Annotated in this window: 20 protein-coding genes; 12 read left to right on the top strand and 8 right to left on the bottom strand. The window is 70.8% G+C overall.

From position 1 onward, the window contains the following. Positions 1-120: 120 nt before the first annotated feature. From ACFVYL_RS19205 to ACFVYL_RS19185, 5 genes are all read right to left on the bottom strand, one after another. On the bottom strand, positions 121-1,062 hold the full coding sequence (locus ACFVYL_RS19205; protein ID WP_389717433.1) for an alpha/beta fold hydrolase: 942 nt from the start codon (positions 1,060-1,062) through the stop codon (positions 121-123). Then, positions 1,059-1,556 carry a phage holin family protein gene (locus tag ACFVYL_RS19200; protein ID WP_389717432.1) on the bottom strand — a complete coding sequence of 166 codons (498 nt, stop codon included), beginning with the start codon at positions 1,554-1,556 and terminating at the stop codon, positions 1,059-1,061. Before ACFVYL_RS19200 ends, ACFVYL_RS19205 begins: the two co-directional genes overlap by 4 nt. 51 nt (positions 1,557-1,607) lie before the next feature. Then, positions 1,608-3,008 (bottom strand): Na+/H+ antiporter NhaA, encoded by a 1,401-nt coding sequence (gene nhaA, locus ACFVYL_RS19195; RefSeq protein ID WP_389717430.1) that lies wholly within the window; start codon positions 3,006-3,008, stop codon positions 1,608-1,610. 247 nt (positions 3,009-3,255) lie between these two features. Then, a complete protein-coding gene (gene acs, locus ACFVYL_RS19190) occupies positions 3,256-5,214 on the bottom strand; it encodes an acetate--CoA ligase (RefSeq protein ID WP_389717428.1) in 1,959 nt (652 codons plus the stop codon). Between the two features lie 126 nt (positions 5,215-5,340). Then, positions 5,341-7,668 carry a bifunctional SulP family inorganic anion transporter/carbonic anhydrase gene (locus ACFVYL_RS19185; RefSeq protein ID WP_389717426.1) on the bottom strand — a complete coding sequence of 776 codons (2,328 nt, stop codon included), beginning with the start codon at positions 7,666-7,668 and terminating at the stop codon, positions 5,341-5,343. 296 nt (positions 7,669-7,964) lie between these two features. Here ACFVYL_RS19185 and ACFVYL_RS19180 point away from each other — a divergent pair, with 296 nt between their 5' ends. Then, positions 7,965-9,236, top strand: coding sequence for a hypothetical protein (locus tag ACFVYL_RS19180; protein ID WP_389717424.1), 1,272 nt, complete (start codon positions 7,965-7,967; stop codon positions 9,234-9,236). A 26-nt stretch (positions 9,237-9,262) separates the two neighbouring features. Here the strand turns inward: ACFVYL_RS19180 and ACFVYL_RS19175 are convergent, their stop codons facing one another. Beyond that, on the bottom strand, positions 9,263-10,243 hold the full coding sequence (locus ACFVYL_RS19175) for an ATP-binding protein (protein ID WP_389717422.1): 981 nt from the start codon (positions 10,241-10,243) through the stop codon (positions 9,263-9,265). A 101-nt stretch (positions 10,244-10,344) separates the two neighbouring features. On the opposite strand from ACFVYL_RS19175, the gene ACFVYL_RS19170 reads away from it, so the two are divergent. Beyond that, positions 10,345-11,199, top strand: a complete 855-nt coding sequence (locus ACFVYL_RS19170) for an oxidoreductase (protein ID WP_389717420.1) — start codon at positions 10,345-10,347, stop codon at positions 11,197-11,199. Between the two features lie 413 nt (positions 11,200-11,612). Here ACFVYL_RS19170 and ACFVYL_RS19165 read toward each other — a convergent pair whose 3' ends face one another. Further along, the gene (locus tag ACFVYL_RS19165) at positions 11,613-12,437 is read right to left on the bottom strand and encodes an HAD family hydrolase (protein ID WP_389717419.1); all 825 of its coding nucleotides are present in this window, start codon (positions 12,435-12,437) and stop codon (positions 11,613-11,615) included. Between the two features lie 524 nt (positions 12,438-12,961). Between ACFVYL_RS19165 and ssd the strand changes: the two genes are divergently transcribed. The 7 genes from ssd (at position 12,962) to ACFVYL_RS19130 (ending at position 18,155) form a co-directional block, all read left to right on the top strand. Then, positions 12,962-14,092 carry a septum site-determining protein Ssd gene (ssd, locus tag ACFVYL_RS19160; RefSeq protein ID WP_389717417.1) on the top strand — a complete coding sequence of 377 codons (1,131 nt, stop codon included), beginning with the start codon at positions 12,962-12,964 and terminating at the stop codon, positions 14,090-14,092. Beyond that, entirely contained in the window at positions 14,089-15,264 is a 1,176-nt protein-coding gene (locus ACFVYL_RS19155; RefSeq protein WP_389717415.1) for a TadA family conjugal transfer-associated ATPase, read from the top strand. Before ssd ends, ACFVYL_RS19155 begins: the two co-directional genes overlap by 4 nt. An 8-nt stretch (positions 15,265-15,272) precedes the next feature. Then, positions 15,273-16,115, top strand: coding sequence for a type II secretion system F family protein (locus ACFVYL_RS19150; RefSeq protein ID WP_389717730.1), 843 nt, complete (start codon positions 15,273-15,275; stop codon positions 16,113-16,115). Next, positions 16,112-16,912, top strand: coding sequence for a type II secretion system F family protein (locus tag ACFVYL_RS19145; protein ID WP_389717412.1), 801 nt, complete (start codon positions 16,112-16,114; stop codon positions 16,910-16,912). The genes ACFVYL_RS19150 and ACFVYL_RS19145 overlap by 4 nt, the downstream gene beginning before the upstream one ends. 178 nt (positions 16,913-17,090) lie before the next feature. After that, the gene (locus ACFVYL_RS19140) at positions 17,091-17,228 is read left to right on the top strand and encodes a DUF4244 domain-containing protein (protein WP_355810965.1); all 138 of its coding nucleotides are present in this window, start codon (positions 17,091-17,093) and stop codon (positions 17,226-17,228) included. Next, positions 17,215-17,628: a TadE family type IV pilus minor pilin gene (locus ACFVYL_RS19135; RefSeq protein ID WP_389717409.1), complete on the top strand. Its 414-nt coding sequence runs from the start codon at positions 17,215-17,217 to the stop codon at positions 17,626-17,628. The genes ACFVYL_RS19140 and ACFVYL_RS19135 overlap by 14 nt, the downstream gene beginning before the upstream one ends. After that, positions 17,625-18,155, top strand: a complete 531-nt coding sequence (locus ACFVYL_RS19130) for an Rv3654c family TadE-like protein (RefSeq protein WP_389717406.1) — start codon at positions 17,625-17,627, stop codon at positions 18,153-18,155. Before ACFVYL_RS19135 ends, ACFVYL_RS19130 begins: the two co-directional genes overlap by 4 nt. Before the next feature lie 318 nt (positions 18,156-18,473). Here ACFVYL_RS19130 and ACFVYL_RS19125 read toward each other — a convergent pair whose 3' ends face one another. Beyond that, positions 18,474-20,924, bottom strand: coding sequence for a DEAD/DEAH box helicase (locus ACFVYL_RS19125; RefSeq protein ID WP_389717403.1), 2,451 nt, complete (start codon positions 20,922-20,924; stop codon positions 18,474-18,476). Positions 20,925-21,004: 80 nt separating this feature from the next. On the opposite strand from ACFVYL_RS19125, the gene bldG reads away from it, so the two are divergent. From bldG to ACFVYL_RS19110, 3 genes are all read left to right on the top strand, one after another. Then, positions 21,005-21,346 carry an anti-sigma factor antagonist BldG gene (gene bldG, locus ACFVYL_RS19120; protein ID WP_003975386.1) on the top strand — a complete coding sequence of 114 codons (342 nt, stop codon included), beginning with the start codon at positions 21,005-21,007 and terminating at the stop codon, positions 21,344-21,346. Positions 21,347-21,464: 118 nt separating this feature from the next. Continuing rightward, positions 21,465-21,899 carry an ATP-binding protein gene (locus ACFVYL_RS19115; protein ID WP_389717401.1) on the top strand — a complete coding sequence of 145 codons (435 nt, stop codon included), beginning with the start codon at positions 21,465-21,467 and terminating at the stop codon, positions 21,897-21,899. 774 nt (positions 21,900-22,673) lie between these two features. Beyond that, entirely contained in the window at positions 22,674-25,076 is a 2,403-nt protein-coding gene (locus ACFVYL_RS19110; protein WP_389717400.1) for a sodium-translocating pyrophosphatase, read from the top strand. Positions 25,077-25,111: the final 35 nt, after the last annotated feature.

Raw genomic sequence — 25,111 nt, 5'->3', positions numbered from 1 at the left:
TGGCCTATGCGCGAGGCAATTGGCGTTCGTAGGACAGGTGTTCCCTCAAGGCTCCCGGCCAAGCATCCACGAGCCCCTGGAAAGCCCACGAGTCGCCGGGAAGCGGCGCCCGCCCCAACCTCACCGGTCGGGCTCGGGGTCCTTCAGCCAGTTCACCAGCTCCGTCGAGAACGCCACCGGGTCCTCCTCGTGCGGGAAGTGCCCGAGGCCGTCGAACAGCCGCCAGCGGTACGGCGCTTCGACGTACTCACCGGATCCCGCCGCGCTCCTCGTGCGCATCACGGGGTCAAGGGATCCGTGCAGATGCAGCGTCGGCACCCGCACCGGACGCTTCATGCGCCGGTTGAACTGGATGCCGTCGGGACGCGCCATCGACCGCACCATCCAGCGGTACGGCTCGATCGAGCAGTGCGCCGTCGAGGGGATGCGCATGGCCCGCCGGTACGTCTCCACCGCGTCGTCGTCGGGCAGTCCCGGCCCGGACCAGTCCCGCACCAGACGCCCCACCAGGGCCGCGTCGTCGGCGATCAGTTGACGCTCCGGCACCCACGGCCGCTGGAAGCCCCACACGTACGAGGCCGCGGCCGTCTGCTTGCGGTCCGACAGCATCGCCGAGCGCCAGCGCCGCGGATGCGGCATCGAGGAGACGGCGAGGCGGCGCACCAGTTTGGGCCGCATCACGGCCGCGGTCCACGCCAGGTATCCGCCCAGGTCGTGTCCGACGATCGCGGCGTCCGGCTCGCCGAGGGAACGTACGACGCCCGTGATGTCGAGCGCGAGGTTCGCCGGGTCGTAACCGCGGGGCGTGCGGTCGCTGCCGCCCACGCCCCGCAGGTCCATCGCGACGGCCCGGAAGCCCGCGTCGGCGAGCGCCACCAGCTGGTGCCGCCACGACCACCAGAACTGGGGGAAGCCGTGCAGGAGAAGGACCAGCGGCCCGTCGCCCATCTCGGCGATGTGGAAGCGTGCCCCGTTCGCGGCAACGTCCCGGTGGGTCCAGGGCCCCTCGATGCGTACGACTGAGCCGGGGGGTTGGGCCGATGGGGCGGCGGGGTCCGTCATGAGGACGAGCGTGCCACAGTCGCTCCCGTCTCACCGACTCGGACCTCGACGGCACCCGCAGGGCTCACCGGGCGGGGATGCGGCTTGACGTTCCCCAGTACGGCAGCCGTCTGTTTGGCCGATGCGGCGACCTTCTGCGGGCCCTTGCCCTTCTTGGCCTTCTTCGCGAAGACGACGCCGATCAGCGCGAGCACCCCGGCCACCAGCACATTGGCGGCGAAGGACAGCACGAAGCAGATCGCGAGGTTCCAGTCGCTCCAGGTGCGGATGCCGTAGGCGAGCGCGAAGCTCAGCATCGGCAGCGAGAAGATGAGGACCGCGCCGGCCGCGGCGAAGGCTCCGCCGCCGACCGCACCGCGCTTGACGTCCTGTCGCAGCTGGGCCTTGGCCAGGGCGATCTCGTCGTGCACCAGCGCGGACATCTCGCCGGTCGCCGTGGCGACCAGTTGGCCGAGGCTGCGCTCGGCGCCGACGGGGCCGTCGGGTGAGCTCATCGCGTTCTCCCCTTTTTCTCTTCTGATCTCTTCTGGATATGTCTGCTCAGATCATGCCGGACCGTTGCCGTCCTTGCGTTCCCCACCCGAGACTTCGGCAAGCCTGCGATGCTCCGCGGCTTTCTTCTCATAGATGGCGGCCATCCGCAGGTGGTAGTCCGGTTTGTCCATTTCGTAGATGTCGGGGATGCCGTCGAGGTCGTCGTCGCGCTCCTCGTCCTCGCACAGCTTGCGGTACTTGGTGTTGCGCATCTTCAGCAGAATCCCGGAGAACACCGCCGCGATCAGCGAGCCCGTCAGGACGGCCGCCTTGATCTCGTCCGTGAGCAGCGGGTCCTCGGTGAAGGCGAGTTCGCCGATGAGCAGCGAGACGGTGAAGCCGATGCCGGCCAGGGAGGCGACCGCGAACACGTCGGGCCAGGCCAGGTCCTCGTTCAGCTCGGCCTTGGTGAAGTGGGCCGCGAGCCAGGTGCCGCCGAAGATGCCGACCGCCTTGCCGACCACCAGACCGAGCACCACGCCGAGCGTCTCCGGCCTGGTGAACACATCGCCAAGAGCCCCGCCCGAGACGACCACACCCGCGCTGAACAGCGCGAACAGCGGCACGGCCAGGCCTGCGGAGAGGGGCCGTACGAGATGTTCGACGTGCTCGCCGGGGGAGTGCTCCTCGCTCTCGTCCTCCTTGTGGCAGCGCAGCATCAGGCCCATGGCGACGCCCGCGATGGTGGCGTGGATGCCGCTGTTGTACATCAGGCCCCAGATGGCGAGCGCCAGCGGCACGTAGATGTACCAGCCGCGCACCCGCTTCCTGAGCAGGAGCCAGAAGACCGCGAGGCCGAGTACGGCGCCGCCGAGCGCCGCGAAGTTGAGGTCACTGGTGAAGAAGACCGCGATGATGAGGATCGCGAAGAGGTCGTCGACGACGGCGAGGGTGAGCAGGAAGGCGCGCAGCGCGGACGGCAGCGCGGTGCCGATGACCGCGAGGACGGCGAGCGCGAAGGCGATGTCGGTGGCGGTCGGTACGGCCCAGCCGTCGAGCGAGCCGCCGCCCACGGTGTTGGTCAGGAAGTACACGAGCGCCGGCACGGCCATGCCGCAGAGCGCCGCGACGACGGGCAGCGCGGCGGCCTTGGGGTCGCGCAGATCGCCCGCCACCAGCTCGCGCTTGAGCTCGATGCCCGCCACGAAGAAGAAGACGGCGAGCAGTCCGTCGGCCGCCCAGTGCTGGATGGACAGGTCGAGACCGAGCGATCCGGGGCCGATGTGGAAGCCCCGTACGGACTCGTAGGAGCCGCCGGCCGTGTTGGCCCAGATCAGTGCGGAGACCGCGGCGACGAGCAGCAGCACACCGCCGACGGTCTCGGCGCGCAGCGCCTCCGCGATGAAGTTCCGCTCAGGCAGCGAGAGGCGGCCGAGAACCTTGCGGTTGTCGTGGGGGGCGGGCGCGGTCACGAGAGACGACCTCCGGTCGGGCGGGCAGGGCAGAGCACATGCCGACCAGACTTCCCGGCGCACCTAGGTTCTTCGCGTCGCGTCATCGGGTCGCGACGCTGAACCTTGTCGCGACGTTGACGCGATCCTTAGCTTACCTAACGTACGCCCGGACCTATCCGGTGATCTTCACCTTAAGCACAAAAGGGCCGCCCGGCGCGCTGCCGGACGGCCCTTCGTGCGTACGTGAATCAATGCCGGGCGGCCGTCAGTCCTCGCTCGGAGCGGCCGGCAGCTTCGTCTGGATGAGGTCCATCACGGTCGAGTCGGTGAGCGTGGTGACATCGCCGAGCTCACGGTTCTCCGCGACGTCCCGAAGGAGACGGCGCATGATCTTGCCGGACCGGGTCTTCGGCAGCTCGGCCACCGGAAGGACCCGCTTCGGCTTGGCGATCGGGCCGAGCGTGGCGCCCACGTGGTTGCGCAGCTCCGCCACGAGCCCCTCGTCGTCGGCGTTCGCCGTGCCCCGCAGGATCACGAACGCCACGATGGCCTGGCCCGTCGTCTCGTCCGCCGCGCCCACGACCGCCGCCTCGGCGACCGCGGGGTGCGAGACGAGCGCCGACTCGACCTCGGTGGTGGAGATGTTGTGCCCGGAGACGAGCATCACGTCGTCCACCCGGCCGAGCAGCCAGATGTCGCCGTCCTCGTCCTTCTTGGCCCCGTCACCGGCGAAGTACCGGCCCTCGAAGCGGGACCAGTACGTGTCGAGGAAGCGCTGGTCGTCGCCCCAGATGGTGCGCAGCATCGACGGCCACGGCTCGGTCAGGACGAGGTAACCGCCGCCGCCGTCCGGCACCTCGTTCGCCTCGTCGTCGACGACGGTGGCGGAGATGCCCGGCAGGGCACGCTGGGCGCTGCCCGGCTTGGTCTCGGTCACGCCCGGCAGCGGCGAGATCATCATCGCGCCGGTCTCGGTCTGCCACCAGGTGTCCACGATGGGGCAGGCGTCGTTGCCGATGTTCTTCCGGTACCACATCCACGCCTCGGGGTTGATCGGCTCGCCGACCGACCCGAGCACCCGCAGGCTGCTGAGATCGAACTTCGCGGGGATGTCGTCGCCCCACTTCATGAACGTGCGGATGGCCGTGGGCGCCGTGTACAGGATGGAGACCTTGTACTTCTGGACGATCTCCCAGAAACGCCCCTGGTGCGGGGTGTCGGGGGTGCCCTCGTACATCACCTGCGTCGCGCCGTTGGCCAGCGGGCCGTACGTGATGTACGAGTGGCCGGTGACCCAGCCGATGTCGGCCGTGCACCAGTAGACGTCGGTCTCGGGCTTGAGGTCGAACACGGCGTGGTGGGTGTACGCCGTCTGCGTGAGGTAGCCGCCGGAGGTGTGCAGGATGCCCTTCGGCTTACCCGTGGTGCCCGAGGTGTAGAGGATGAAGAGCGGGTGCTCCGCCTCGAAGGCCTCGGGGGTGTGCTCGGCCGGCTGCTTCTGCGTGATCTCGTGCCACCACACGTCGCGGCCCTCGGTCCACGCCACGTCCTGACCGGTGCGGCGCACCACGAGGACGTTGCGCACGCCGTCGACGCGGCCCACGGCCTCGTCCACGGCGGGCTTGAGCGCGGAGGGCTTGCCCCGGCGGTAGCCGCCGTCGGCGGTGATGACGACCTTGGCGTCGGCGTCCTCGATACGGGTGGCGATGGCGTCCGCGGAGAAGCCGCCGAAGACCACCGAGTGGGCGGCGCCGATGCGGGCACAGGCCAGCATCGCGACGACCGCCTCGGGGATCATCGGCAGGTAGACGGCGACGCGGTCGCCCTTCTGGACGCCGAGCTCGGTCAGGGCGTTGGCCGCCCGGCTGACCTCGTCCTTCAGCTCGGCGTAGGTGATGGCCCGGCTGTCGCCGGGCTCACCCTCGAAGTGGATCGCGACGCGGTCGCCGTTGCCCGCCTCCACGTGGCGGTCGACGCAGTTGTACGCGACGTTGAGCTTCCCGTCGGCGAACCACTTGGCGAACGGGGGGTTCGACCAGTCGAGCGTCTCGGTCGGCTCCGTGTCCCAGGTCAGCCGACGGGCCTGCTCGGCCCAGAAGCCGAGCCGGTCAGCCTTGGCCTGCTCGTACGCCTCCGCCGTGACGTTGGCGGCGGCTGCCAGCTCCGCCGGCGGCGCGAAGCGACGCTCCTCCTTCAAGAGGTTGGCCAGGCTTTCATTGCTCACGACATCTCCCTTGCGCTGCTTTGCCGGGGGCGACCGTTGTGTCCGAAGCCACAGCTCATCAGACACAACCCGTGGTGACAAGGGGCTGCCGAAAATTGGTTTAGACCTTTACCCGGAAGGCATCCGCTAGACCTTGATCCGCGCTGTGGGCGCCACCTGATCGAAGACCTCGTCGGGCAGTTGCTCGGCGCCGGTCCCCTCCGTCAGCAGATAGGACTGCGCCTCTCCGACGTGGAAGTACATACCGTGCAGCTCAAGATCACCTTCGGCAAGTCGGCGCGCCACCGACTCGTGCGCCTTCAGGTGTTCCAACTGCTGGACCACGTTGGTGAGGCAGAGCTGCTCGACCGCGTCGGCGGGCGCGCGTCCGGCCAGGCGCGCCCATGACCTGTCCTGCGCGCCCATCCGCTCCAGGCTCGGCAGGCCGTGCCGCAGCCACCGCTTCAACGGGGTCTGGGCGCCGCCGGGCGGTGTGTTGAGCAGCGCCTGCATGGCACCGCACCCGGAGTGCCCGCAGACGGTGATGGACCGTACCCGCAGCACGTCGACCGCGTACTCGATCGCGGCGCCCACCGAATCGTCCCCGCTCTCGGCACCCGGCACCGGCACCAGATTGCCCACATTGCGTACGACGAAGAGGTCACCGGGACCGCTCGACGTGATCATCGAGGTGACGACCCGGGAGTCCGCGCAGGTCAGGAAGAGCTGTGCGGGCTGCTGCCCCTCACGCGCGAGCCTGGCGAGCTCGCCGCGCACATGCGGTGCGGTGTTCCGCTGGAACGCGCTGATCCCGCTCGCCAGTTGGTGCGAACTGGGCCGCGCCGCCTGCTCCTCCTCCTGCGGCCGGTCGCAGTGGTGGTTGCGCCACGGGGTCCAGGGCCGGCAGCAGGAGTGCGCGGCACTGCCGGGCTCGGCGATACGGGTCCCGGAGCGGCCGGTGATCTCGACACTGCCGCCGTGCGCGGCATGCGCGTCCTGCCAGCACTGCAGCGATTCGTACGCGGCGTGGTCCATGAAGGAGCCGTCCAGTTCCACGATCACCTGGGCGTCGTGCGGGACGAGGTGCAGCGTCCGGCTGAGCCGCGGCACCGCGAGGAAGGTCAACTGCCCGCGCACGCGCACGTGATGGACGCCGTCCACCTCGCAGTGGGTGATCCGGGTGCGGGCGAGCCGGTGCAGCGAGACGGCCACGGCGACGGCGACGCCGAGTGCCACGCCTTCGAGGACGCCGAAGGTGACCACGCCGAGGGTGGTCACGGCGTAGACGAGGATCTCGCGGTGGCGGGTGATGGTCCGGATGTGGTTGAGGCTGACCATCTGGATGCCGACGGCCATGACAAGGGCGGCGAGGGCCGCGAGCGGGATCAGCTCCAGGACGGGGACCAGGAGCAGCGCGGCCACCACTACCCAAACGCCGTGCAGCATCGTGGAGTTCCTGCTGACCGCGCCCGCGCGCACATTGGCCATGCTGCGCACGGCGACTCCGGCGACGGGGAGCCCGCCGAGCGTGCCGGACACGATGTTCGCCGCGCCCTGGCCGAGCAGTTCGCGGTCGAGGTCGGAGCGGCGCACGCCCTGGTGCAGGTCGTGCTGTCCGGCGACGACCTTGTCGACGGCGACGGCGCCGAGGAGCGACTGCACGCTGCACACCAGGGTGGTGGTGAGCACGGCGGCGATGAGGCCGAGGACGGGTCCGTCCGGCAGCCCGGCCAGTGCGTGGCTGCGCCAGGACGGCAGGTTCACCTTGTCGACCCCGAGCCCGCCGAGCGAGGCGGCGGCGGTCGCGGCGGCGACGGAGACGAGGGCCGCGGGCAGAATCCGGGCGATACGCCCTGCCCGCCCGGGGATCCGCGGCCAGAGCAGCAGGATCGTCAGGGTCAGCACGCTGATCGTCAGGGCGGCCGGGTGGAGGTCGGCCAACTGGGCGGGCAGCGCGCTGACGTTGTCGAGCACGGAGCTCTGCGGGGTGCCGCCGAGCACGATGTGCAGCTGGGCCACCGCGATCGTGACGCCGATGCCTGCCAGCATGCCGTGGACGACGGCGGGGCTGACGGCGAGCGCGGTGCGGGCCACGCGCACGCACCCGAGGCCGAGTTGGGCGAGTCCGGCGAAGACGGTGATGGCGCAGGTGGTCCGCCAGCCGTACTGCTGGATGAGATCGGCGGTGACGACGGTCAGCCCGGCGGCCGGGCCGCTGACCTGGAGCGGTGATCCGCCGAGCGCTCCGACGAGGATGCCGCCGACGGCGGCGGCGACGAGGCCCGCCTGGAGCGGTGCCCCGGTGGCGAGGGCGATGCCGAGGGACAGCGGCAGGGCGATCAGGAAGACGGCGACCGACGCGGAGAGGTCGGCGCCCGCGATGCGGAACCTCTTGCCGGGTGGCGGGGCGTGGGGCTTGTGGGCGCGGGGTGGGTGAGCCGAGTCGGTGGGGCGTGTGGGGACGCAAGCAGACATGTTTCCCGTCTCCTCCGGGGCAGCGCGGTCGCGGAACAAGGGGTCCTCCGGAGTTCTCCGGAGGGCGGGTCGCGGCCGTGGGTCACGGCGTGCAGCGGCGGGATTTCTCAACTCTCGGTAAACGGATCGTAATCCAGAGTAAAGGGTTCCAAAGGCTTTTCGGCGCAAATGGGGTAATGAATCACTCTGCTGAGTGAATAAAAAATCTTATCGGCTTGTCGTACAAATACGTTTTGGGCTCCGTGTGAAGTTGAGGCCGTTCTGTCCCTACTTGCACGGAAGAAGGTGGGCGGAAGATGGCCGCCACCCGGAGGATTGCCGCGAGCCTCACCGCCCTCGTGGCGTGCACAGCGGTACTGGCAGGCTGTGCCGACAGCGGCTCCGGCGCCAAGAAGGGCGCCCAGGGCCCGAAGAAGGCCGCCGGAGCCCTGGCCCCCAAGAGTCCCGTCCGCATGATCGGCGACGGCTCCACGTCCTTCACCGGGAAGCAGCCGCACCTGCCCCGGCCCGCCCGCCTGAAGCCGGGCCAGAAGCCACCGCAGTTCGTGGTCTTCTCCTGGGACGGGGCGGGCGAGGACAGCCAGAAGCTGTTCTCCCACTTCCGCAAGGTCGCCAAGCGGAACAACGCCAGCATGACGTACTTCCTGAGCGGCGTGTACATGCTCCCGGAGGGCAAGCGCAGGCTCTACAAGCCACCGCAGCACATGGCGGGCAGCTCGGACATCGGCTTCAACGACCGCAAGGGAATCAAGGACACCGTGGAGCAGCTCCGCGGCGCCTGGCTCGAGGGCAGTGAGGTCGGTACGCACTTCAACGGCCACTTCTGCGGCGCCGGGCGCGGGGTGGGGGAGTGGTCCGTCGAGGACTGGAAGAGCGAGATCAGGCAGGCCAAGTCCTTCGTGAAGGCGTGGAAGACGAACACCGGATTGAAGAAGGCGCAGCCCCTGCCCTTCGACTACGACAAGGAGCTGGTCGGGGCCCGCACCCCCTGCCTGGAAGGCCAGAAGAACTTCATGCGGGCCGCCCGCGAGCTCGGCTTCCGCTACGACACCAGCGGCGTCAACAACCAGGTCTGGCCCAAGAAGAAGGAGGGGCTGTGGGATCTGTCGATGCAGCTCGTCCCGGTCCCCGGCCGCAAGTTCGAGACGCTGACCATGGACTACAACTTCATGGTCAATCAGTCCGGTTCGACGTCGCACGGCGACCCGTCCATGCACGAGTACTGGGGCGACCAGATGCGGGACGGCCTGCTCCAGGGCTTCAAGCGCGCCTACAAGGGCAACCGCGCGCCGCTGATCATCGGCAACCACTTCGAGTCCTGGAACGGCGGCACGTACATGCGGGCCATCGAGGAGACCGTCGAGCGGGTGTGCACCAAGCCCGGCGTGCGCTGTGTCTCCTTCCGCCAACTCGCTGACTGGCTCGACGCGCAGGACCCGAAGACGCTGGCGAAGCTGACCGGGCTTCCGGTCGGCAAGGCGCCGAAGGAGGGCTGGGCGAGGTTCCTCTCCGCCCAGCCCGCACCGGCCCCCAAGGGGGTCCCGGGCGCTCCGGCGGTCAAGCGGTAGCACCCTGCGGCCATCCTGCGGCCTGCTCAGGCCGTCGCGGTCATCCGCTCGCGCAGGACGAAGTCGGGGTCGACCTGGGCAGCCAGGTCGGCCCCGGTCCTTTCGTTGCCCCAGCTCTGCGCGTTCTTCAGGTGGAAGTGGACCATCTGGCGCGTGTACCGCTCCCAGTCCCGTCGTTCGTACGAGGCGTCGACGGCGTCCTGAAGCGCCTGCAGGGAGCGGCGGTTGTCGTCCTCCAGGAGCTCGAAGCGCGGCGGGTGCCCCTTCTCCATGGCGCGCACCCAGTCCGAGTGCCCGACCGCCACCAGCAGGTCGTCACCGACCTGCTCGCGCAGGAAGTCGACGTCGTCCTGGCCCTGCACCTTGTTGCCGACGACGGCGAGGCTGACGCCGAAGTCCCGTGCGTACTCCTTGTACTGGCGATAGACGGAGACCCCCTTCTTCGTCGGCTCGGCCACCAGGAACGTCATGTCGAAGCGCGTGAACATGCCGGAGGCGAAGGAGTCCGAGCCTGCGGTCATGTCCACGACCGCGTACTCGTCGCGGCCGTCCACCAGGTGGTTCAGGCAGAGCTCCACCGCTCCCGTCTTGGAGTGGTAGCAGGCGACACCGAGGTCGGCTTCGGTGAACGGCCCGGTGACCATCAAACGCACGGCGGCGTCGTCCAGTTCCACGGTGCGGGCGCACGCGTCGTACACCGGGTTGTCCTCGCGCAGCCGCAGGAGCCGCGAGCCGTCACCGGGCGGCGTCGTCTTGATCATCGTGTCGGCGGAGGCGATCCGTGCGTTGGAGCCCCGCAGGTACTCCTTGATCAGAGGCAGTCGGGCGCCCAGAGCGGGCAGCTCGGCGGCCGCGGCCTCGTCGAGACCCAGGGCCGGGCCCAGGTGCTGGTTGATGTCGGCGTCGACGGCGATGACGGGGGCGCCGGTGCCGGCGAGGTGGCGGATGAAGAGCGAGGACAGCGTGGTCTTGCCGCTGCCGCCCTTTCCTACGAAAGCGATTTTCATAACCACGAAGCGTAGTCGCTCGCATACGTTGAGTGCTCGACCCGCGTGAAGAAGACCACTCCTTCGTGGAGGGCGGCCCGGGAGTACGTAGGGTCGTACTCATGAGTACGACAGCTGATCCTTCCCCGGGCTCCGGATCCGGCTCGAGCATGGGAGACCCGCTCGCGGCCCTCGGGGGCCTCCCGGGCGTGGCCGACTCCGTGGACTCCGTGCGCAAGGCCGTGGACCGGGTCTACGGGCACCGGATCATGCGGCGCCGCAGCAACGAGATCACTTCCGAGGCGGCGCTGCGCGGCGCCCGAGGTTCCGCGGCGCTCTCCGGCGCCGACTGGGCACTCGAAGAGGTGCGTCGGCGCACCGACTTCAGTGGTGACGGCGAGGAGCGTACGGTCGGCGCGGCCCTGCGGCTGACCGCCGAGGCCGGTCAACTCCTGTCCATCTGGCGGCAGTCGCCGCTGCGGGTCCTGGCGCGCCTGCACCTGGTCGCCGCGGCCGGCTCCGCCGAGGAGGCGGGGCGCCCGCGGCTGGCCGGTGAGCCCGTCGACGAGCCGCTCGTCGAGCTTCCCCTGCCGGACGCGGACGAGGTGGCGGGCCGCCTTGAAGGCCTCTCGCGGCTGATCATCGCGGGTGGCTCGGCGCCGGCCCTCGTGACGGCGGCCGTGGTCCACGGCGAGCTGCTCAGCCTGCGTCCCTTCGGCTCGCACAACGGCCTCGTCGCGCGGGCCGCCGAGCGCATCGTCCTGGTGGGCAGCGGTCTCGACCCGAAGTCGGTCTGCCCGGCGGAGGCGGGGTACGCGGAGCTGGGGCGGGCGGCCTACGTCGCGGCCCTCGACGGCTACGCGTCAGGGCGGCCGGAAGGCATGGCGGCCTGGATCGCCCACTGCGGTAAGGCGGTGGAGCTCGGCGTCAGGGAATCCACGGCCGTCTGTGAGGCGCTGCAGCGCGGCGCGGCCTAGAGGGGCTGAGGGCGGCACGCCGGAAGGGCCTGAACAGGGTTGCGGCGGTACGGAATCCGTACCGCCGCTGGCATGTTCACCGGGTTACCAAGCGTCCTCGAAGTATGCCCATCAGGTCGGGAACGTTGCCCGTCACCTGGTGCGGCTGGCCCGTAATCGACGGGTCGACGTCGCGTGGGTGCTCGGTGTTCATGCTTCGGTCCGTGGGGCCTTACTGCGTTTAAAGGTGATCCTCTCGGATGTCCTTGGTCTCGCGGGCCGTTGACTCCTTTGTACTCCAGTCCACGGATAAGCGGAAGTGCTGGCCACACTTCTTTACTTTTAGGTTCAAACAGGTGTGAATCGGGCGCTGGACTTTCGTGCGTTTCCGACCGGTCTCCGCACGGCTCTCCGGCGGCCTGTCGCCTCGCGGGTCAGCTCGCCGTCGCCCGGCGCCGGCTGGCGAACCAGACGAGGCCCGCCGTCGCCGCCGCCGCGCCCACGGCGGCCGCCGCCACGACGGCGGGGCGGGGCGGCGCGGGAAGGCGCTGCTTCAGGCGGACCGGACGGTGGAAGTCGAGGATCGGCCACGCGCGCGTGGTGGCCTCGCGGCGCAGTGCGCGGTCCGGGTTGACCACGAAGGGATGGCCGACCGACTGCAGCATCGGCAGGTCGGTCGCCGAATCGCTGTAGGCGTAGCAGCGGTCGAGGTCGTACCCCTCCGTCCGGGCGAGCTCCTTGATGGCCTCCGCTTTGGTGGGACCGTACGCGTAGTACTCCACCTCACCGGTGAAGCACCCGTCGTCCCCGACGACCATCCGGGTCGCCACCACCCGGTCCGCGCCGAGGAGTTCACCGATCGGCTCGACGACCTCGGCGCCCGAGGTGGAGACGATGACGACGTCGCGGCCCGCCGTGTGGTGTTCCTCGATGAGGGAGGCGGCCTCGTCGTAGATGATCGGGTCGATCAGGTCGTGCAGGGTCTCGGCGACGATCTCCTTGACCTGCTGCACGTTCCAGCCGCGGCACAGCGCCGAAAGGTACTCGCGCATCCGCTCCATCTGGTCGTGGTCCGCGCCGCCCGCGAGGAAGACGAACTGCGCGTACGCGGTGCGCAGTACCGCTCTGCGGTTGATCAGGCCGCCTTGGTAGAACGACTTGCTGAAGGTGAGCGTGCTCGACTTCGCAATGACCGTCTTGTCCAGGTCAAAGAACGCGGCAGTCCGAGGCAAGGAGTGGTTTTCCACGAGGCCGAGCATAGGCGCCCACCATTCGGCGTAAGCTGAGGCGCGTGGGTTTGCCTGAGAAGGCTCTCGGGTACACCATGGAAGTCACGGATCGTTCGCGACCGTGCTAACCCGGTCTGGCTCCTCCCCCCCCGAGTCGGACCGTGGGGACGACCCCCGCTCTCCCCCCCGGCGGGGGTCGTCGCATGTCCGGATGGGTTTTTGAACCCTCCGCTGATCCTCTTCCAGTCCTTGAGCGGTCCTCATCCCCGTCTCGACCTTCGCTCGGGCTGCCCAAGGTTCGTCACCGTGTGTAGTCGTCGCGCTGCTCTGCGGAAGTCGCCACCAACTCCGTGAGATGTCACTGGTATGGGTGACCGGGATATTCACAGGCGCCGGCTTGTCCACAGTTATTGACCAAGATCCACACCATTTTCCACACCACCGCACGCTGATTCCGCCCGTTCCACTCGCGAAGTCCAGGGCCGGATTGCTTTGTGCCGGCTCTTCGCGGAGGCGGTACGAGGCATTCACAAGGGGCTTGAGGTGTGAGGGGGATGGAGACCGTGGGTGGAGTCATTTCACGTGACGGGGCCGCGCCGGCCGGCGCACGGCAGGGCGGACCGCTGATCGTCACGGAGGACGTGGAGCTGCTGGACGACCTGCTGCGGCTGTGCGCCGCGGCCGGAGCGCTGCCGGAGGTGCACCACGGAGGGCCCTCGCGGAGGGACAGCTGGGACTCGGCCCCGCTCGTCCTGGTCGGGGACGACGCGGCGGACCGGGTCCGCGGGGCCGCGCGGCGGCGCGGAGTCGTGCTGGTCGGACGGGATCAGGACGACCCGGACGTCTGGCGGCGGGCGGTGGAGATCGGAGCCGACCAAGTGCTGCTCCTGCCCGACGGCGAGCAGTGGCTCGTGGACCGCATCGCCGACGTGGTGGAGGGCGTGGGACGGCCCGCGCTCACCATCGGCGTCATCGGCGGCCGCGGTGGCGCCGGGGCCTCCACCCTGGCATGTGCCCTTGCGGTCACGGCGGCGCGGTCCGGGCGGCGCACGATGCTCGTCGACGCGGACCCGCTGGGCGGTGGCCTCGACGTACTCCTGGGCGGTGAGAGCGCCGACGGACTCCGCTGGCCGGCGTTCGCCGCCTCACGCGGCAGGGTCGGCGGTGGAGCACTGGAGGAATCGCTCCCGGAACTGCACGCGCTGCGCGTCCTGAGCTGGGACCGGGGAGAGGCGGTCACGGTCGCTCCGGAGGCCGTGCGCGCGGTCGTGGGCGCCGCCCGGAGGCGTGGCGGTGTGGTGGTGGTCGATCTGCCCCGCCGGGTGGACGAGGCGGTCGCCGAGGCGCTCGCGCAGGTCGACCTCGGCCTCCTGGTGGTGCCCGCGGAACTGCGGGCGGTGGCGGGCGCGCGCCGGGTGGCCTCGACCGCGGGCATGGCGCTGCGGGATCTGCGGGTGCTCGTCTCGCGCGGCGCCGGGGCAGCGGGAACCGGTGGCCTCGACCCGGAGGAGGTCGCGCGCCTGCTCGGGCTGCCGCTGGCCGGCGAAGTGCCCTGGGAGGCCGGGCTGGCGTCGGCGCAGGCAGCGGGGACGCCACCCGGGGGAGCGGCACGGGGACCGCTGGCGCGGTTCTGTACGGCCTTCTGGGACCGGCTGCCGGTCGACGCCGCGGGAGCGGGCGTATGAGCGCGGTGGTCGGGGCCCGGATGCTGGAAGGGGTCCGCCAGTGGCTCGCGGAGAACGGCACGGAGCCGACACCGGCCCGGGTCGCCGAGGCGCTGCGCGCCCAGGGCCGGGTGCTCGGGGACACCGAAATCCTCGGCGCGGCCGCCCAACTGCGCTCGGAGCTGGTCGGGGCGGGTCCCTTGGAGCCGTTGCTCGCGGACGACTCGGTGACCGACGTGCTGGTCTCCGCGCCCGACCGGGTGTGGGTGGACAGGGGCGGCGGCCTGGAGCTCACGGGCGTCACGTTCCGGGACGCGGCTGCGGTGCGGCGGCTCGCGCAGCGACTCGCGGCAGTGGCGGGCCGGCGTCTCGACGACGCGAGGCCCTGGGTGGACGCACGCCTCCCGGACAGCACCCGGTTGCACGCGGTGCTGCCGCCGGTGGCCGTGGGCTCGACCTGCCTCTCCCTGCGGGTCGTGCGGCCCAGGGCGTTCACCCTCGCGGAACTGGTCGCCGCGGGGACGGTGCCGCCCGGTGGCGACGGTTTCCTGCGGGCCCTGCTCGACGCCCGGCTGTCCTTTCTCATCAGTGGGGGCACCGGCAGCGGCAAGACGACCCTGCTGAGCGCGCTGCTGGGACTCGTCGGCCCCAAGGAACGGATCGTTCTCGCCGAGGACTCGGCGGAGTTGAGGCCCGCGCACCCCCATGTGGTGCGTCTGGAGTCCAGGCCCGCGAACCAGGAGGGGGCGGGGCTCGTCGGCCTGGACGACCTGGTGCGGCAGGCGTTGCGAATGCGGCCCGACCGGCTTGTCGTCGGCGAGGTGCGGGGCGCGGAGGTGGTGCATCTGCTGGCTGCGCTGAACACCGGGCACGAGGGCGGCTGCGGCACGGTTCATGCCAACGCCGCGGGGGACGTGCCTGCCCGCCTTGAGGCATTGGGGACGGCTGCGGGGCTCGACCGGGCGGCTCTGCACAGCCAGTTGGCGGCCGCGCTGTCCGTGGTGATCCATCTCGTGCGGGACAGGGCGGGCCACCGCCGTATCGCCGAGGTGCACGTCCTGGAGCGGACCGAGTCCGGCCTGGTGGTGACGGTACCGGCGCTGCGGTGGGGCCGGTCGGCGTTCACCCGCGAGCCGGGCTGGGAGCGACTGAGCTCCCTGCTCGCGGGCGGGGCCTGGAGTGATGGCCGGTGAACTCCTCGATGTGGGCGGCGGCGCTGTGTGCGGGAAGCGCGGCCTGGCTGATGGGCCGACGGAACCGAGAGGCCAGGCGACTGCGATCGCTGCTCGGACCGGACGGGCCGCGAACGGGCCGGACCCCGCCCTGGCACCGGCTGCGGGCAGCGGCCCGCGTACGCCACGAATGGTGGTGCCTGGCGGCCGGGGTGGCGGCCGCGATCCTGGCGCAGTCCGTGGTGCCGCTGGCTGTGGGCGCGGCAGGGGTGCCGCTGGCGGCGCGCGTGCGGCGAGCTCGTGACGCGCGCAGGGACCGGCAGCGGCGTGGCGACGCGGTGATCGCGCTCTGCGGCGAGCTCGCGGGGGAGGTACGGGCAGGTCGGCAACCCGGCGAGGCGCTGCGGCTGGCCCTCGACGAGGCCGAGTCGGGCGAGGGCGGTGCCGGTGCTTCGCGGAGCGCGGTGCTGGCCGCGGCGCGGTTCGGCGGGGACGTGCCGGGGGCGCTGCGAGAAGCGGCCCGCGAGCCAGGCGCCGAAGGCCTCCTCGGGCTCGCGGCGTGCTGGCGGGTAGCGGTGGACCGCGGCGCGGGGCTCGCCGCGGGGCTGGAACGCCTGGAGGGGGCACTTCGCGCGGAGCGTGACCAACGAGCCGACCTGCGAGCCCAGTTGGCTGGCTCCCGGTCGACCGCCGTGATGCTCGCCGGGCTGCCCGCCCTGGGACTGCTGATGGGCAGCGCACTGGGGGCGCAACCGCTCCGGGTGCTGTTCCACACGGGGCCGGGTCTTGTGTGTCTGGCGGCGGGCGGAGCGCTGGAAGCCGGCGGGGCGTGGTGGGCGCTGCGGATCGTACGAGGGGCGGAGGAGCGATGAACCTTGTCCACAGCCTGGGGGTAGCCGTGTGGGGTGCGGCGGCGGTGTTCTGGCTGGTACTGACGGCGCTGGCCGCACGACGCGAACGGCGACTGCGGCTACGGGCGGGACGAACGCTGCACAGGCAAGAACCGCCCACACGCCGCCGACCACGAAGCCCGAACCACTGGCCAAGAACATGGCACTGGCTGCTGACGGCCGGCACGGCGAGCGCTGCCTACGCCCTGGTGGGCGGAGTCCCGGGCCTGCTGGCCGCAGCGGCGGCCGGCTACGGCACCTGGCGCCGCAACCAGCGGACGCGCGCCTCTCCGTTCAACCCGGGAGATGGCCCGGAAGAGGAGAGCACGACAGCCGAAGCAGCCAGACAACTCCCGCTGGCGGCCGACCTCTTGGCGGCGTGCGTAGCCGCGGGGGCGAGCCCGGTGGCGGCGGCTCAAGCGGTGGGGGAGTCCCTGCGGGGCCCGGTCGGCGCGCGACTGGCGCGCGGCGCGGCGGAGGTGCGGCTGGGCGGCGAACCGGCCGAAGCATGGCGCCAGTTGGGAGCGCTGCCGGGCGCCGCTCCGCTGGCCCGGCTCCTGGAACGGGCCGGCGAGTCCGGAGCGCCGGCCGCGGCCCCGGCGGCCCGCCTCGCAGCGGACGCCAGGGCGGACCGGGGCCGGACGGCGACGGCCGGGGCACGCCGGGCGGCGGTCCTGATGACGGCGCCCGTGGGCCTGTGCTTCTTGCCGGCGTTCGTCGCGGTCGGGGTGCTGCCGGTGGTGATCGGGATGGCGGAGGGCCTGCTGAAGACGGGCTGATCGGCGGCGCTGTCCGGCAACAGAGCTAATTCTCAAGGAGGTTGAAATGCTGCAGAAGAAGAAGATGCAAGGAGAGGCGACACGAGGGCTCACGTCGGAACGACGTCGGCGTCCGTGGAGCTTCGCGGGTCTGCGAGGGCTGAGGTGGCGGGCCGGTGCGCTGGACGGGGACACGGGGATGGTCACGTCCGAGTACGCGATGGGCCTGATCGCGGCGGTGGGCTTCGCCGGGCTGCTCTACAAAGTGGTGACGAGCGGGCAGGTCAAGGCGGCCCTGCAGGCGGTCGTGGAGAAGGCGCTCGATGTCCCGTTCTGACGTGGTGCGAGGGTTCCGGAGCGTCCGACTCCGGGACCGGTCGCCCTTCTCGGACCGGGGGTTCGTGACGGCGGAGGCGGCCGTGGTGCTGCCGACGCTGGTGCTGTTCACCATGGCGCTGATCTGGACGTTGCTGGCGGCATCCGCGCAGATCCAGTGTGTGGACGCGGCTCGGGCCGGTGCCCGGGCCGCGGCCCGGCAGGACCCCGAGAGCGCGGCCGTGGCGGCGGCACGCCAGGCGGCGCCGCGCGGGGCGAGCGTCTCCGTGCGGCACGAGGGCGACCTGGTGCGGGTCGAGGTGGCGGCGGACCCGCCGGGCCTCGGGGTGCTTGGTCTGGGGCTGCGTCTGCGGTCCGAGGCAGTGGCGTTGGCGGAGGAGACGGTGGGGGTGGACGTATGAGGGCCGGAAGGTGGTGCGAAGAGGGCCGGGATCGCGGGGCCGCCACCGTGTGGGTGGTCGTCGTGATGGCCGTGCTCGGCGTGGTCTGCGGCGCGGTGCTCGCGATGGCTCAGGTCGTCGTGGCCCGGCACCGGGCGGGCGGCGCGGCGGATCTGGCGGCGCTGGCTGCGGCGGACCGGTGGGCGGAGGGTTCCTCCCACGCGTGTGAGGGAGCCGTTCGGGTGGCCGAGGAGCAGGGGGCGCGGGTCCTGCGGTGCGTGCTGCGTGGGCAGGTCTCCGAGGTCGCGGCCACCTCTTCGGCCGGCCCCTTCTCCGCCACGGTGAGGTCCCGGGCGGGCCCGGGCCATCCGCCTCCGCGGGCCGTGCCTCCGCCAGTACGGGGGCGTCACGCCTCCCTGCCCTCGGCAAGGGCGGCTGCGTGGGGGCCTCCCCCGGTTCCCCGCTCGCGGTACGAACAGGCCCGCCGCTTCGCGGCGGAGATATCCCACCCACCCACCCGTTTGCCCCGCGACGTATGGCGGGAGTAGGGGCCGGGGGGGGTGGGGGTTAGCCGTGGCCATCCGCAGGAGTAAGGGCGGGGGGCGTTTATCCGCGACGTACGGCGGGAGTCGGAGCGGGGCGTTTGCCCCGCGACGTATGGCGGGAGTCGGAGCCAGCCGCCCCCACCGGCCGGCAGTCGCCCGAGCGGCCCGAGGGGGCGTGGGGGTATGTGCGCACGGAGCACCGAGCATGCTCTGGCGTCTTTGTCCGTGCAGCGTGACGCAGGGATGGCGAGTACGCACATACCCCCACGTCCCCGCCCCCCCACCACCGGACACCAGGCGCCCCCGCCCAAGCGCAGCCGCCTACGCCCCCGCCCCCTTCAGCAACACCGAAAGCAACCGAACCGCCCCCCGCTTGTGCAGCGGATCGTTGCCGTTGCCGCACTTGGGGGACTGGATGCACGAAGGGCAGCCCGCCTCGCACTCGCACGAGGCGATCGCCTGTCGCGTGGCCGTCAGCCACTCACGCGCCGTATGGAAGGCGCGCTCGGCGAAGCCCGCCCCGCCTGGGTGGCCGTCGTACACGAAGACCGTGGGAAGGAGCGTGTCCGGATGCAGCGGTATGGAGACCCCGCCGATGTCCCACCGGTCGCACGTGGCGAACAGCGGCAGCATGCCGATGGACGCGTGCTCGGCGGCGTGCAGCGCCCCGCCGAGGATCTCGGGATTGACGCGGGCGGCGTCCAGTTGGTCCTCGGTCACCGTCCACCACACGGCCCGGGTGCGCAGCGTACGGGGAGGGAGGTCCAGCTTCGTCTCGCCGAGCACCTCGCCGGTGATGAGTTTGCGACGCAGGAAGGAGACGACTTGGTTGGTGACTTCGACAGAGCCGTAGCAGAGGCGCCCGGCGCCCCAGGGGACCTCGGTGTCCGTCTCCAGGATGGAGATCGCCGTGGTGTCGCGCGCGGTCGTGGAGTAGGGCGGTACGGCCTCTTCGACCAGGGCCACCGAGTCCTCCAGATCGAGGTGGCGCACGAGATAGGTGAGCCCCTGATGGAGGTGGACGGCGCCTTCGTGGACGGTGGTGTGGGCCGCGGACGCGTCGACCGTGCCGAGCAGCCGGCCCGTGCCCTCCTCGACGATCTGGACGGGCTTGCCGCCCTCGCCGCGGATGTCGGTGAGGTCGGCGGCCCGCTCCCGGCGGGTCCAGTGCCAGGCCTTCGCTCGGCGACGGAGTAGCTTCGCGGCCTCGAGCTGGGGGAGGAGTTCCTCGGTGGTGGGGCCGAAGAGCGCGAAGTCCTCTTTGACAAGCGGGAGTTCCGAGGCGGCGGCGCAGAGGTGGGGGGCGAGGACGTACGGGTTGTCGGGGTCGAGGACCGTGGACTCCACGGGCTGCTGGAACAGCGCCTCGGGATGGTGGACGAGATAGGTGTCCAGCGGATCGTCGCGGGCGACGAGGACGGCCAGGGCGCCCTGGCCGGACCGCCCCGCGCGCCCGGCCTGCTGCCAGAGCGAGGCTCGCGTACCCGGGTAGCCGGCGATGATGACCGCGTCCAACCCTGAGACATCCACGCCGAGTTCGAGGGCGGTGGTGGCGGCGAGGCCGAGGAGTTCGCCGGAGTGCAGGGCGCGTTCGAGGGCGCGGCGCTCCTCGGGGAGGTAGCCGCCGCGGTAGGCGGCGACACGCCGGACGAGGGAGCGGTCGACCTCGGCGAGCCGTTCCTGGGCGATGACGGAGATGAGTTCGGCGCCGCGCCGGGAGCGTACGAAGGCGACGGATCGGACGCCTTGGAGGGTGAGGTCGGTGAGCAGGTCCGCGGTCTCGGCGGTGGCGGTGCGGCGGACGGGGGCGCCCTTCTCGCCGTGGAGCTCGGTGAGAGGGGGCTCCCAGAGGGCGAAGACGAGGTCGCCGCGGGGGGAGGCGTCGTCGGCGACCTCGCGCACGGGCACTCCGGTGAGGCGCTCCGCGGACGCGGCGGGATCGGCGGAGGTGGCGGAGGCGAGGAGGAAGACGGGCTCGGAGCCGTAGCGGGCGCAGAGGCGGCGCAGCCGGCGCAGGACCTGGGCGACGTGGGAGCCGAAGACGCCGCGGTAGGTGTGGCACTCGTCGATGACGACGTAGCGCAGGGCGCGCAGGAAGGCGGACCAGCGGGGGTGGGAGGGGAGGATCCCGCGGTGCAGCATGTCGGGGTTGGTCAGGACGTAATTGGCGTACTGGCGGACCCACTCCCGTTCCTCGAAGGGGGTGTCGCCGTCGTACACGGCGGGGCGTACCGCCTTGCCGAGCGGGCCCGCCAGCTCGCGGACGGCCCGGCGCTGGTCGGCGGCGAGGGCCTTGGTCGGGGCGAGGTACAGGGCGGTGGTGCCGCGGCCGTTGGGGGCTTCGGAGCCGTCGAGGAGGGCGGAGAGCACGGGGGTGAGGTAGGCCAGGGACTTGCCGGACGCGGTGCCGGTGGCGACGACCACGGATTCGCCGTCCAGGGCGTGCTCGGCGGCCAGCGCCTGATGGGCCCAGGGGTGCTCGATGCCTGCGGCTCGGACGGCGGATATGACCTCGGGGCGGATGCGGTCGGGCCAGACTGCATACCGGGCCTCACGTGGGGGCAAGTGCTCCGTATGAGTGACGCGCGATGCACGGCTCGGCCCCGCGGTGAGCCGGTCAAGGACGGTCCGCGGGGACGTGTGTGCCGGGGCGCCCGCAGAGGGTCCTCCGGGAGGGGAAATTTTGGCCATCGGCATCGAGTGTGTCACTGGCGGGATGGACAATGGTCCCAAGGCGTCGTGCGCGCCTACCAGTAAGTGATTGAATGCCATCGCGGCTGGCGATCCGTCCTGGGGGCTCTGCCGAGGTGTCCCGAGGGATGACCGCTCGATAGCAAGGTGCTGGAGGATCCGTGGACCTGTCCCTGTCGACCCGTACCGTCGGCGATCGTACGGTCGTCGAGGTCGGTGGCGAAATCGATGTATATACCGCGCCCAAGCTGCGCGAGCAGTTGGTCGAGCTGGTGAACGACGGCAGTTTTCATCTTGTCGTCGATATGGAGGGCGTGGACTTCCTCGACTCCACCGGGCTCGGCGTGCTGGTCGGCGGCCTGAAGCGGGTGCGGGCCCATGAGGGCTCGCTGCGCCTGGTCTGCAACCAGGAGCGCATTCTCAAGATCTTCCGTATCACCGGTCTGACCAAGGTGTTCCCCATTCACACCTCGGTCGAGGAAGCGGTCGCCGCCACCGACTGAGTGGCGGTCGACCGGAAGCCGGACCTCCCGGGCCCTGGGCCCGGGGTTGGCAGTACAGCAGGGGACCGGGCCTGCGGCCCGGCCCCCTGACAGCACGTGCGTATGTCGAGGGGGATGCATGGCCACCGTTGAACTCCGCTTCAGCGCGCTGCCCGAGCACGTCAGGACCGCCCGCCTCGTGGCGGCCGCGGTGGCGCGCAGGGCCGGAGTGGACGAGGCCGTTCTCGACGAGGTCAGGCTCGCGGTCGGCGAGGCCTGCACGCGCGCCGTCGGGCTGCATCAGAGCAGCGGCGTGACGGAGCCGGTGCGGGTGGCGCTGATCGAGGACGAGAAGCAGTTCTCCATCGAGGTCGGCGACGAGGCACCCCGTGCGGCCCCCGGTGACCGGGCGCCCGGCGTGGGGCTCGGCGACGGCGACGACGCGGAGGGCGAGGACGAGATGGGCCTCGCGGTCATCAGCGGGCTCGTGGACGACGTTGAGGTCACGGCCGGCGAGTCCGGCGGCCTCATCCGCATGAGCTGGCCGACGACTCCGGCGCCGCTCGTCCCCTGACGGGCCTTGATCCGCCCCGCCTCATCTCTGCCTCGCTTCGCATCCGACCCGCCTCAACCTGACCGTTCCGGGGCACCCGCATGTCCCGGCCCGACGCCAGGCCCTGGTCGACACCCTCGCCGACGTGACGTGACCCACTCGGGTCACGCCCGCGCGCCTGACCCGTCCCGGTCCCCGCCCCTTGGCCCCGTCCAGCACTGAGCCCGGCCCCCTTCCGGACTGACCTGGACCGACCCAGACACGCCCGGCAGACTCCCAACCTTCCTGGACCAGTTCTCGCCGCGCTCCTGCCGCGCCTCCGCCGCACTCTCGCGGGCGCCCCCGCCGCGTTCCGGCCCCATCCAGGCCCCATCCCCCCGCCCAGCTCCCTGGTGGCCTCTTCCGGGCATCTTTCGGGCCTCTTCCCGGCCCCCTCCACCCCCGGCTCTCCCCGAATCCTCTCCGAGCCTCCCCGCGTCACTCCACCCCACCGACCTTCGGCGCCCCGCCGCCCCCATCGCGCTCCCGCTCGCGGCCTCCCAAGGGGCCGCCCGGCACCACGGTGAACAGGACCTTTTCCTTTTCTGATCAGCTATTTACCTAGATCGACGAGTCGGCGTCTCCATGCGTCAACGGTTTTGAGGCATTACCGCTTTTGGGGTCAATCCTCGTGCGCGATCATTTGCTGAGAAGCAATCTCAGGTCAATTCCGTTTGTGGCGCTCTGTTTTGATCAGGTTCCGCTCCCTACAATCCGTCCACATCTTGAGCTCAGCCCAAGCGCCAAGGAGGACGAATGGCGGGGCTTTCTACCCCTCATCAGTTTGACCACCCCTCAACCTTCGCAGCCGCAGTCCTGACAGATGACAATCGCCTCATCGTGATGGTCGTCGCGGCCGTCGCACTCGCGGCGCTCGTCGTCGCGGGCGTACTGGTCCGCCAGGTGCTCGCGGCAGGTGAGGGCACCGACAGCATGAAGAAGATCGCGGCAGCGGTCCAGGAGGGCGCGAATGCCTATCTGGGACGACAGTTGCGCACTCTCGGCGTATTCGCCGTCGTGGTGTTCTTCCTGCTCATGCTGCTGCCCGCGGACGACTGGAATCAGCGCGCCGGACGATCGATCTTCTTCTTGATCGGTGCGGCCTTCTCGGCGACCACCGGCTATATCGGTATGTGGCTCGCCGTACGCAGCAATGTGCGCGTCGCAGCCGCCGCCCGAGAGGCCACCCCGGCGGAAGGTGAGCCGGAAAAGGATCTCACCGCCGTCTCGCACAAGGCCATGAAGATCGCTTTCCGCACGGGCGGCGTAGTCGGCATGTTCACGGTGGGGCTCGGTCTTCTGGGCGCCTCCTGTGTGGTGCTCGTCTACGCGGCCGACGCGCCGAAGGTGCTCGAAGGCTTCGGCCTCGGCGCGGCGCTGATCGCGATGTTCATGCGTGTCGGCGGCGGCATCTTCACCAAGGCCGCCGACGTCGGCGCCGACCTGGTCGGCAAGGTCGAGCAGGGCATTCCGGAGGACGATCCGCGCAATGCCGCGACCATCGCCGACAACGTGGGCGACAACGTCGGCGACTGTGCCGGTATGGCCGCCGACCTCTTCGAGTCGTACGCCGTGACGCTGGTCGCCGCGCTGATCCTCGGGAAGGTGGCGTTCGGTGACTCCGGGCTCGCCTTCCCGCTGATCGTCCCGGCCATCGGCGTCGTGACCGCGATGATCGGCATCTTCGCGGTGGCGCCCCGGCGCTCCGACCGCAGTGGCATGAGCGCGATCAACCGCGGGTTCTTCATCTCCGCGTTCATCTCGCTGGTGCTCGTGGCCGGGGCCGTCTACGCGTACCTCCCGTCCTCGTACACGGACCTGGACGGGGTCACCGACGCGGCGATCAAGGGCCACGACGGCGATCCGCGGGTGCTCGCGCTCGTCGCCGTGGCCATCGGCATCGTGATGGCCGCGCTGATCCAGCAGCTCACCGGCTACTTCACCGAAACCAACCGGCGTCCCGTCCAGGACATCGGGAAGACCTCGCTCACCGGCCCGGCCACCGTGGTCCTGGCCGGTATCTCGCTCGGTCTGGAATCGGCCGTCTACACCGCGCTCCTGATCGGGCTCGGCGTGTACGGGGCGTTCCTGCTCGGCGGTACGTCGATCATGCTCGCCCTGTTCGCGGTCGCGCTCGCCGGTACGGGGCTGCTGACCACGGTCGGCGTCATCGTCGCCATGGACACCTTCGGACCCGTCTCCGACAACGCGCAGGGCATCGCGGAGATGTCCGGCGACGTCGAGGGCGCGGGCGCGCAGGTGCTCACCGACCTGGACGCCGTCGGCAACACCACCAAGGCCATCACCAAGGGCATCGCCATCGCGACCGCGGTCCTCGCGGCGTCGGCGCTCTTCGGGTCGTACCGCGACGCCATCGCGGAAGCGGCCAAGGACGTCGGCGAGAAACTGGGCGACGGCGCGCCGATGAACCTCGTGATGGACATCTCACAGCCCAACAACCTGGTGGGGCTCATCCTCGGCGCCGCGGTCGTCTTCCTCTTCTCGGGGCTTGCGATCAACGCGGTGTCGCGGTCGGCGGGAGCCGTGGTCTACGAGGTGCGGCGGCAGTTCCGCGAGCATCCCGGGATCATGGACTACACCGAGGAACCGGAGTACGGGCGCGTCGTCGACATCTGCACCAAGGACGCGCTGCGCGAGCTGGCCACGCCGGGTCTGCTCGCCGTGCTCACCCCGATCGCGGTCGGGTTCTCGCTCGGCGTCGGCGCGCTCGGCTCGTTCCTGGCGGGCGCGATCGGCACGGGCACCCTCATGGCGGTCTTCCTCGCCAACTCCGGCGGTGCCTGGGACAACGCCAAGAAGCTCGTCGAGGACGGCCACCACGGCGGCAAGGGAAGCGAGGCGCACGCCGCGACCGTCATCGGTGACACGGTCGGCGACCCGTTCAAGGACACCGCGGGCCCGGCGATCAACCCTCTGCTGAAGGTGATGAACCTGGTGGCGCTGCTCATCGCGCCCGCGGTCATCAAGTTCAGCTACGGGGACGACGCCAGCGTCGGCGTGCGGGTGCTGATCGCGGCGCTCTCCATCGCGATCATCATCGGCGCGGTCTACGTCTCCAAGCGGCGCGGTATCGCCGTCGGGGACGAGGACAACGCCGAGCGGGTGGCCAAACCGGTCGACCCTGCCGTGGTCTCGTAGCGGAGACTTCGTCACTCCTGGTCGGGCTCTGCCCA

This window comes from Streptomyces sp. NPDC058308 (assembly GCF_042880275.1).
Lineage (GTDB): Bacteria > Actinomycetota > Actinomycetes > Streptomycetales > Streptomycetaceae > Streptomyces.
This window is presented reverse-complemented; position numbering and strand designations above follow the sequence as displayed.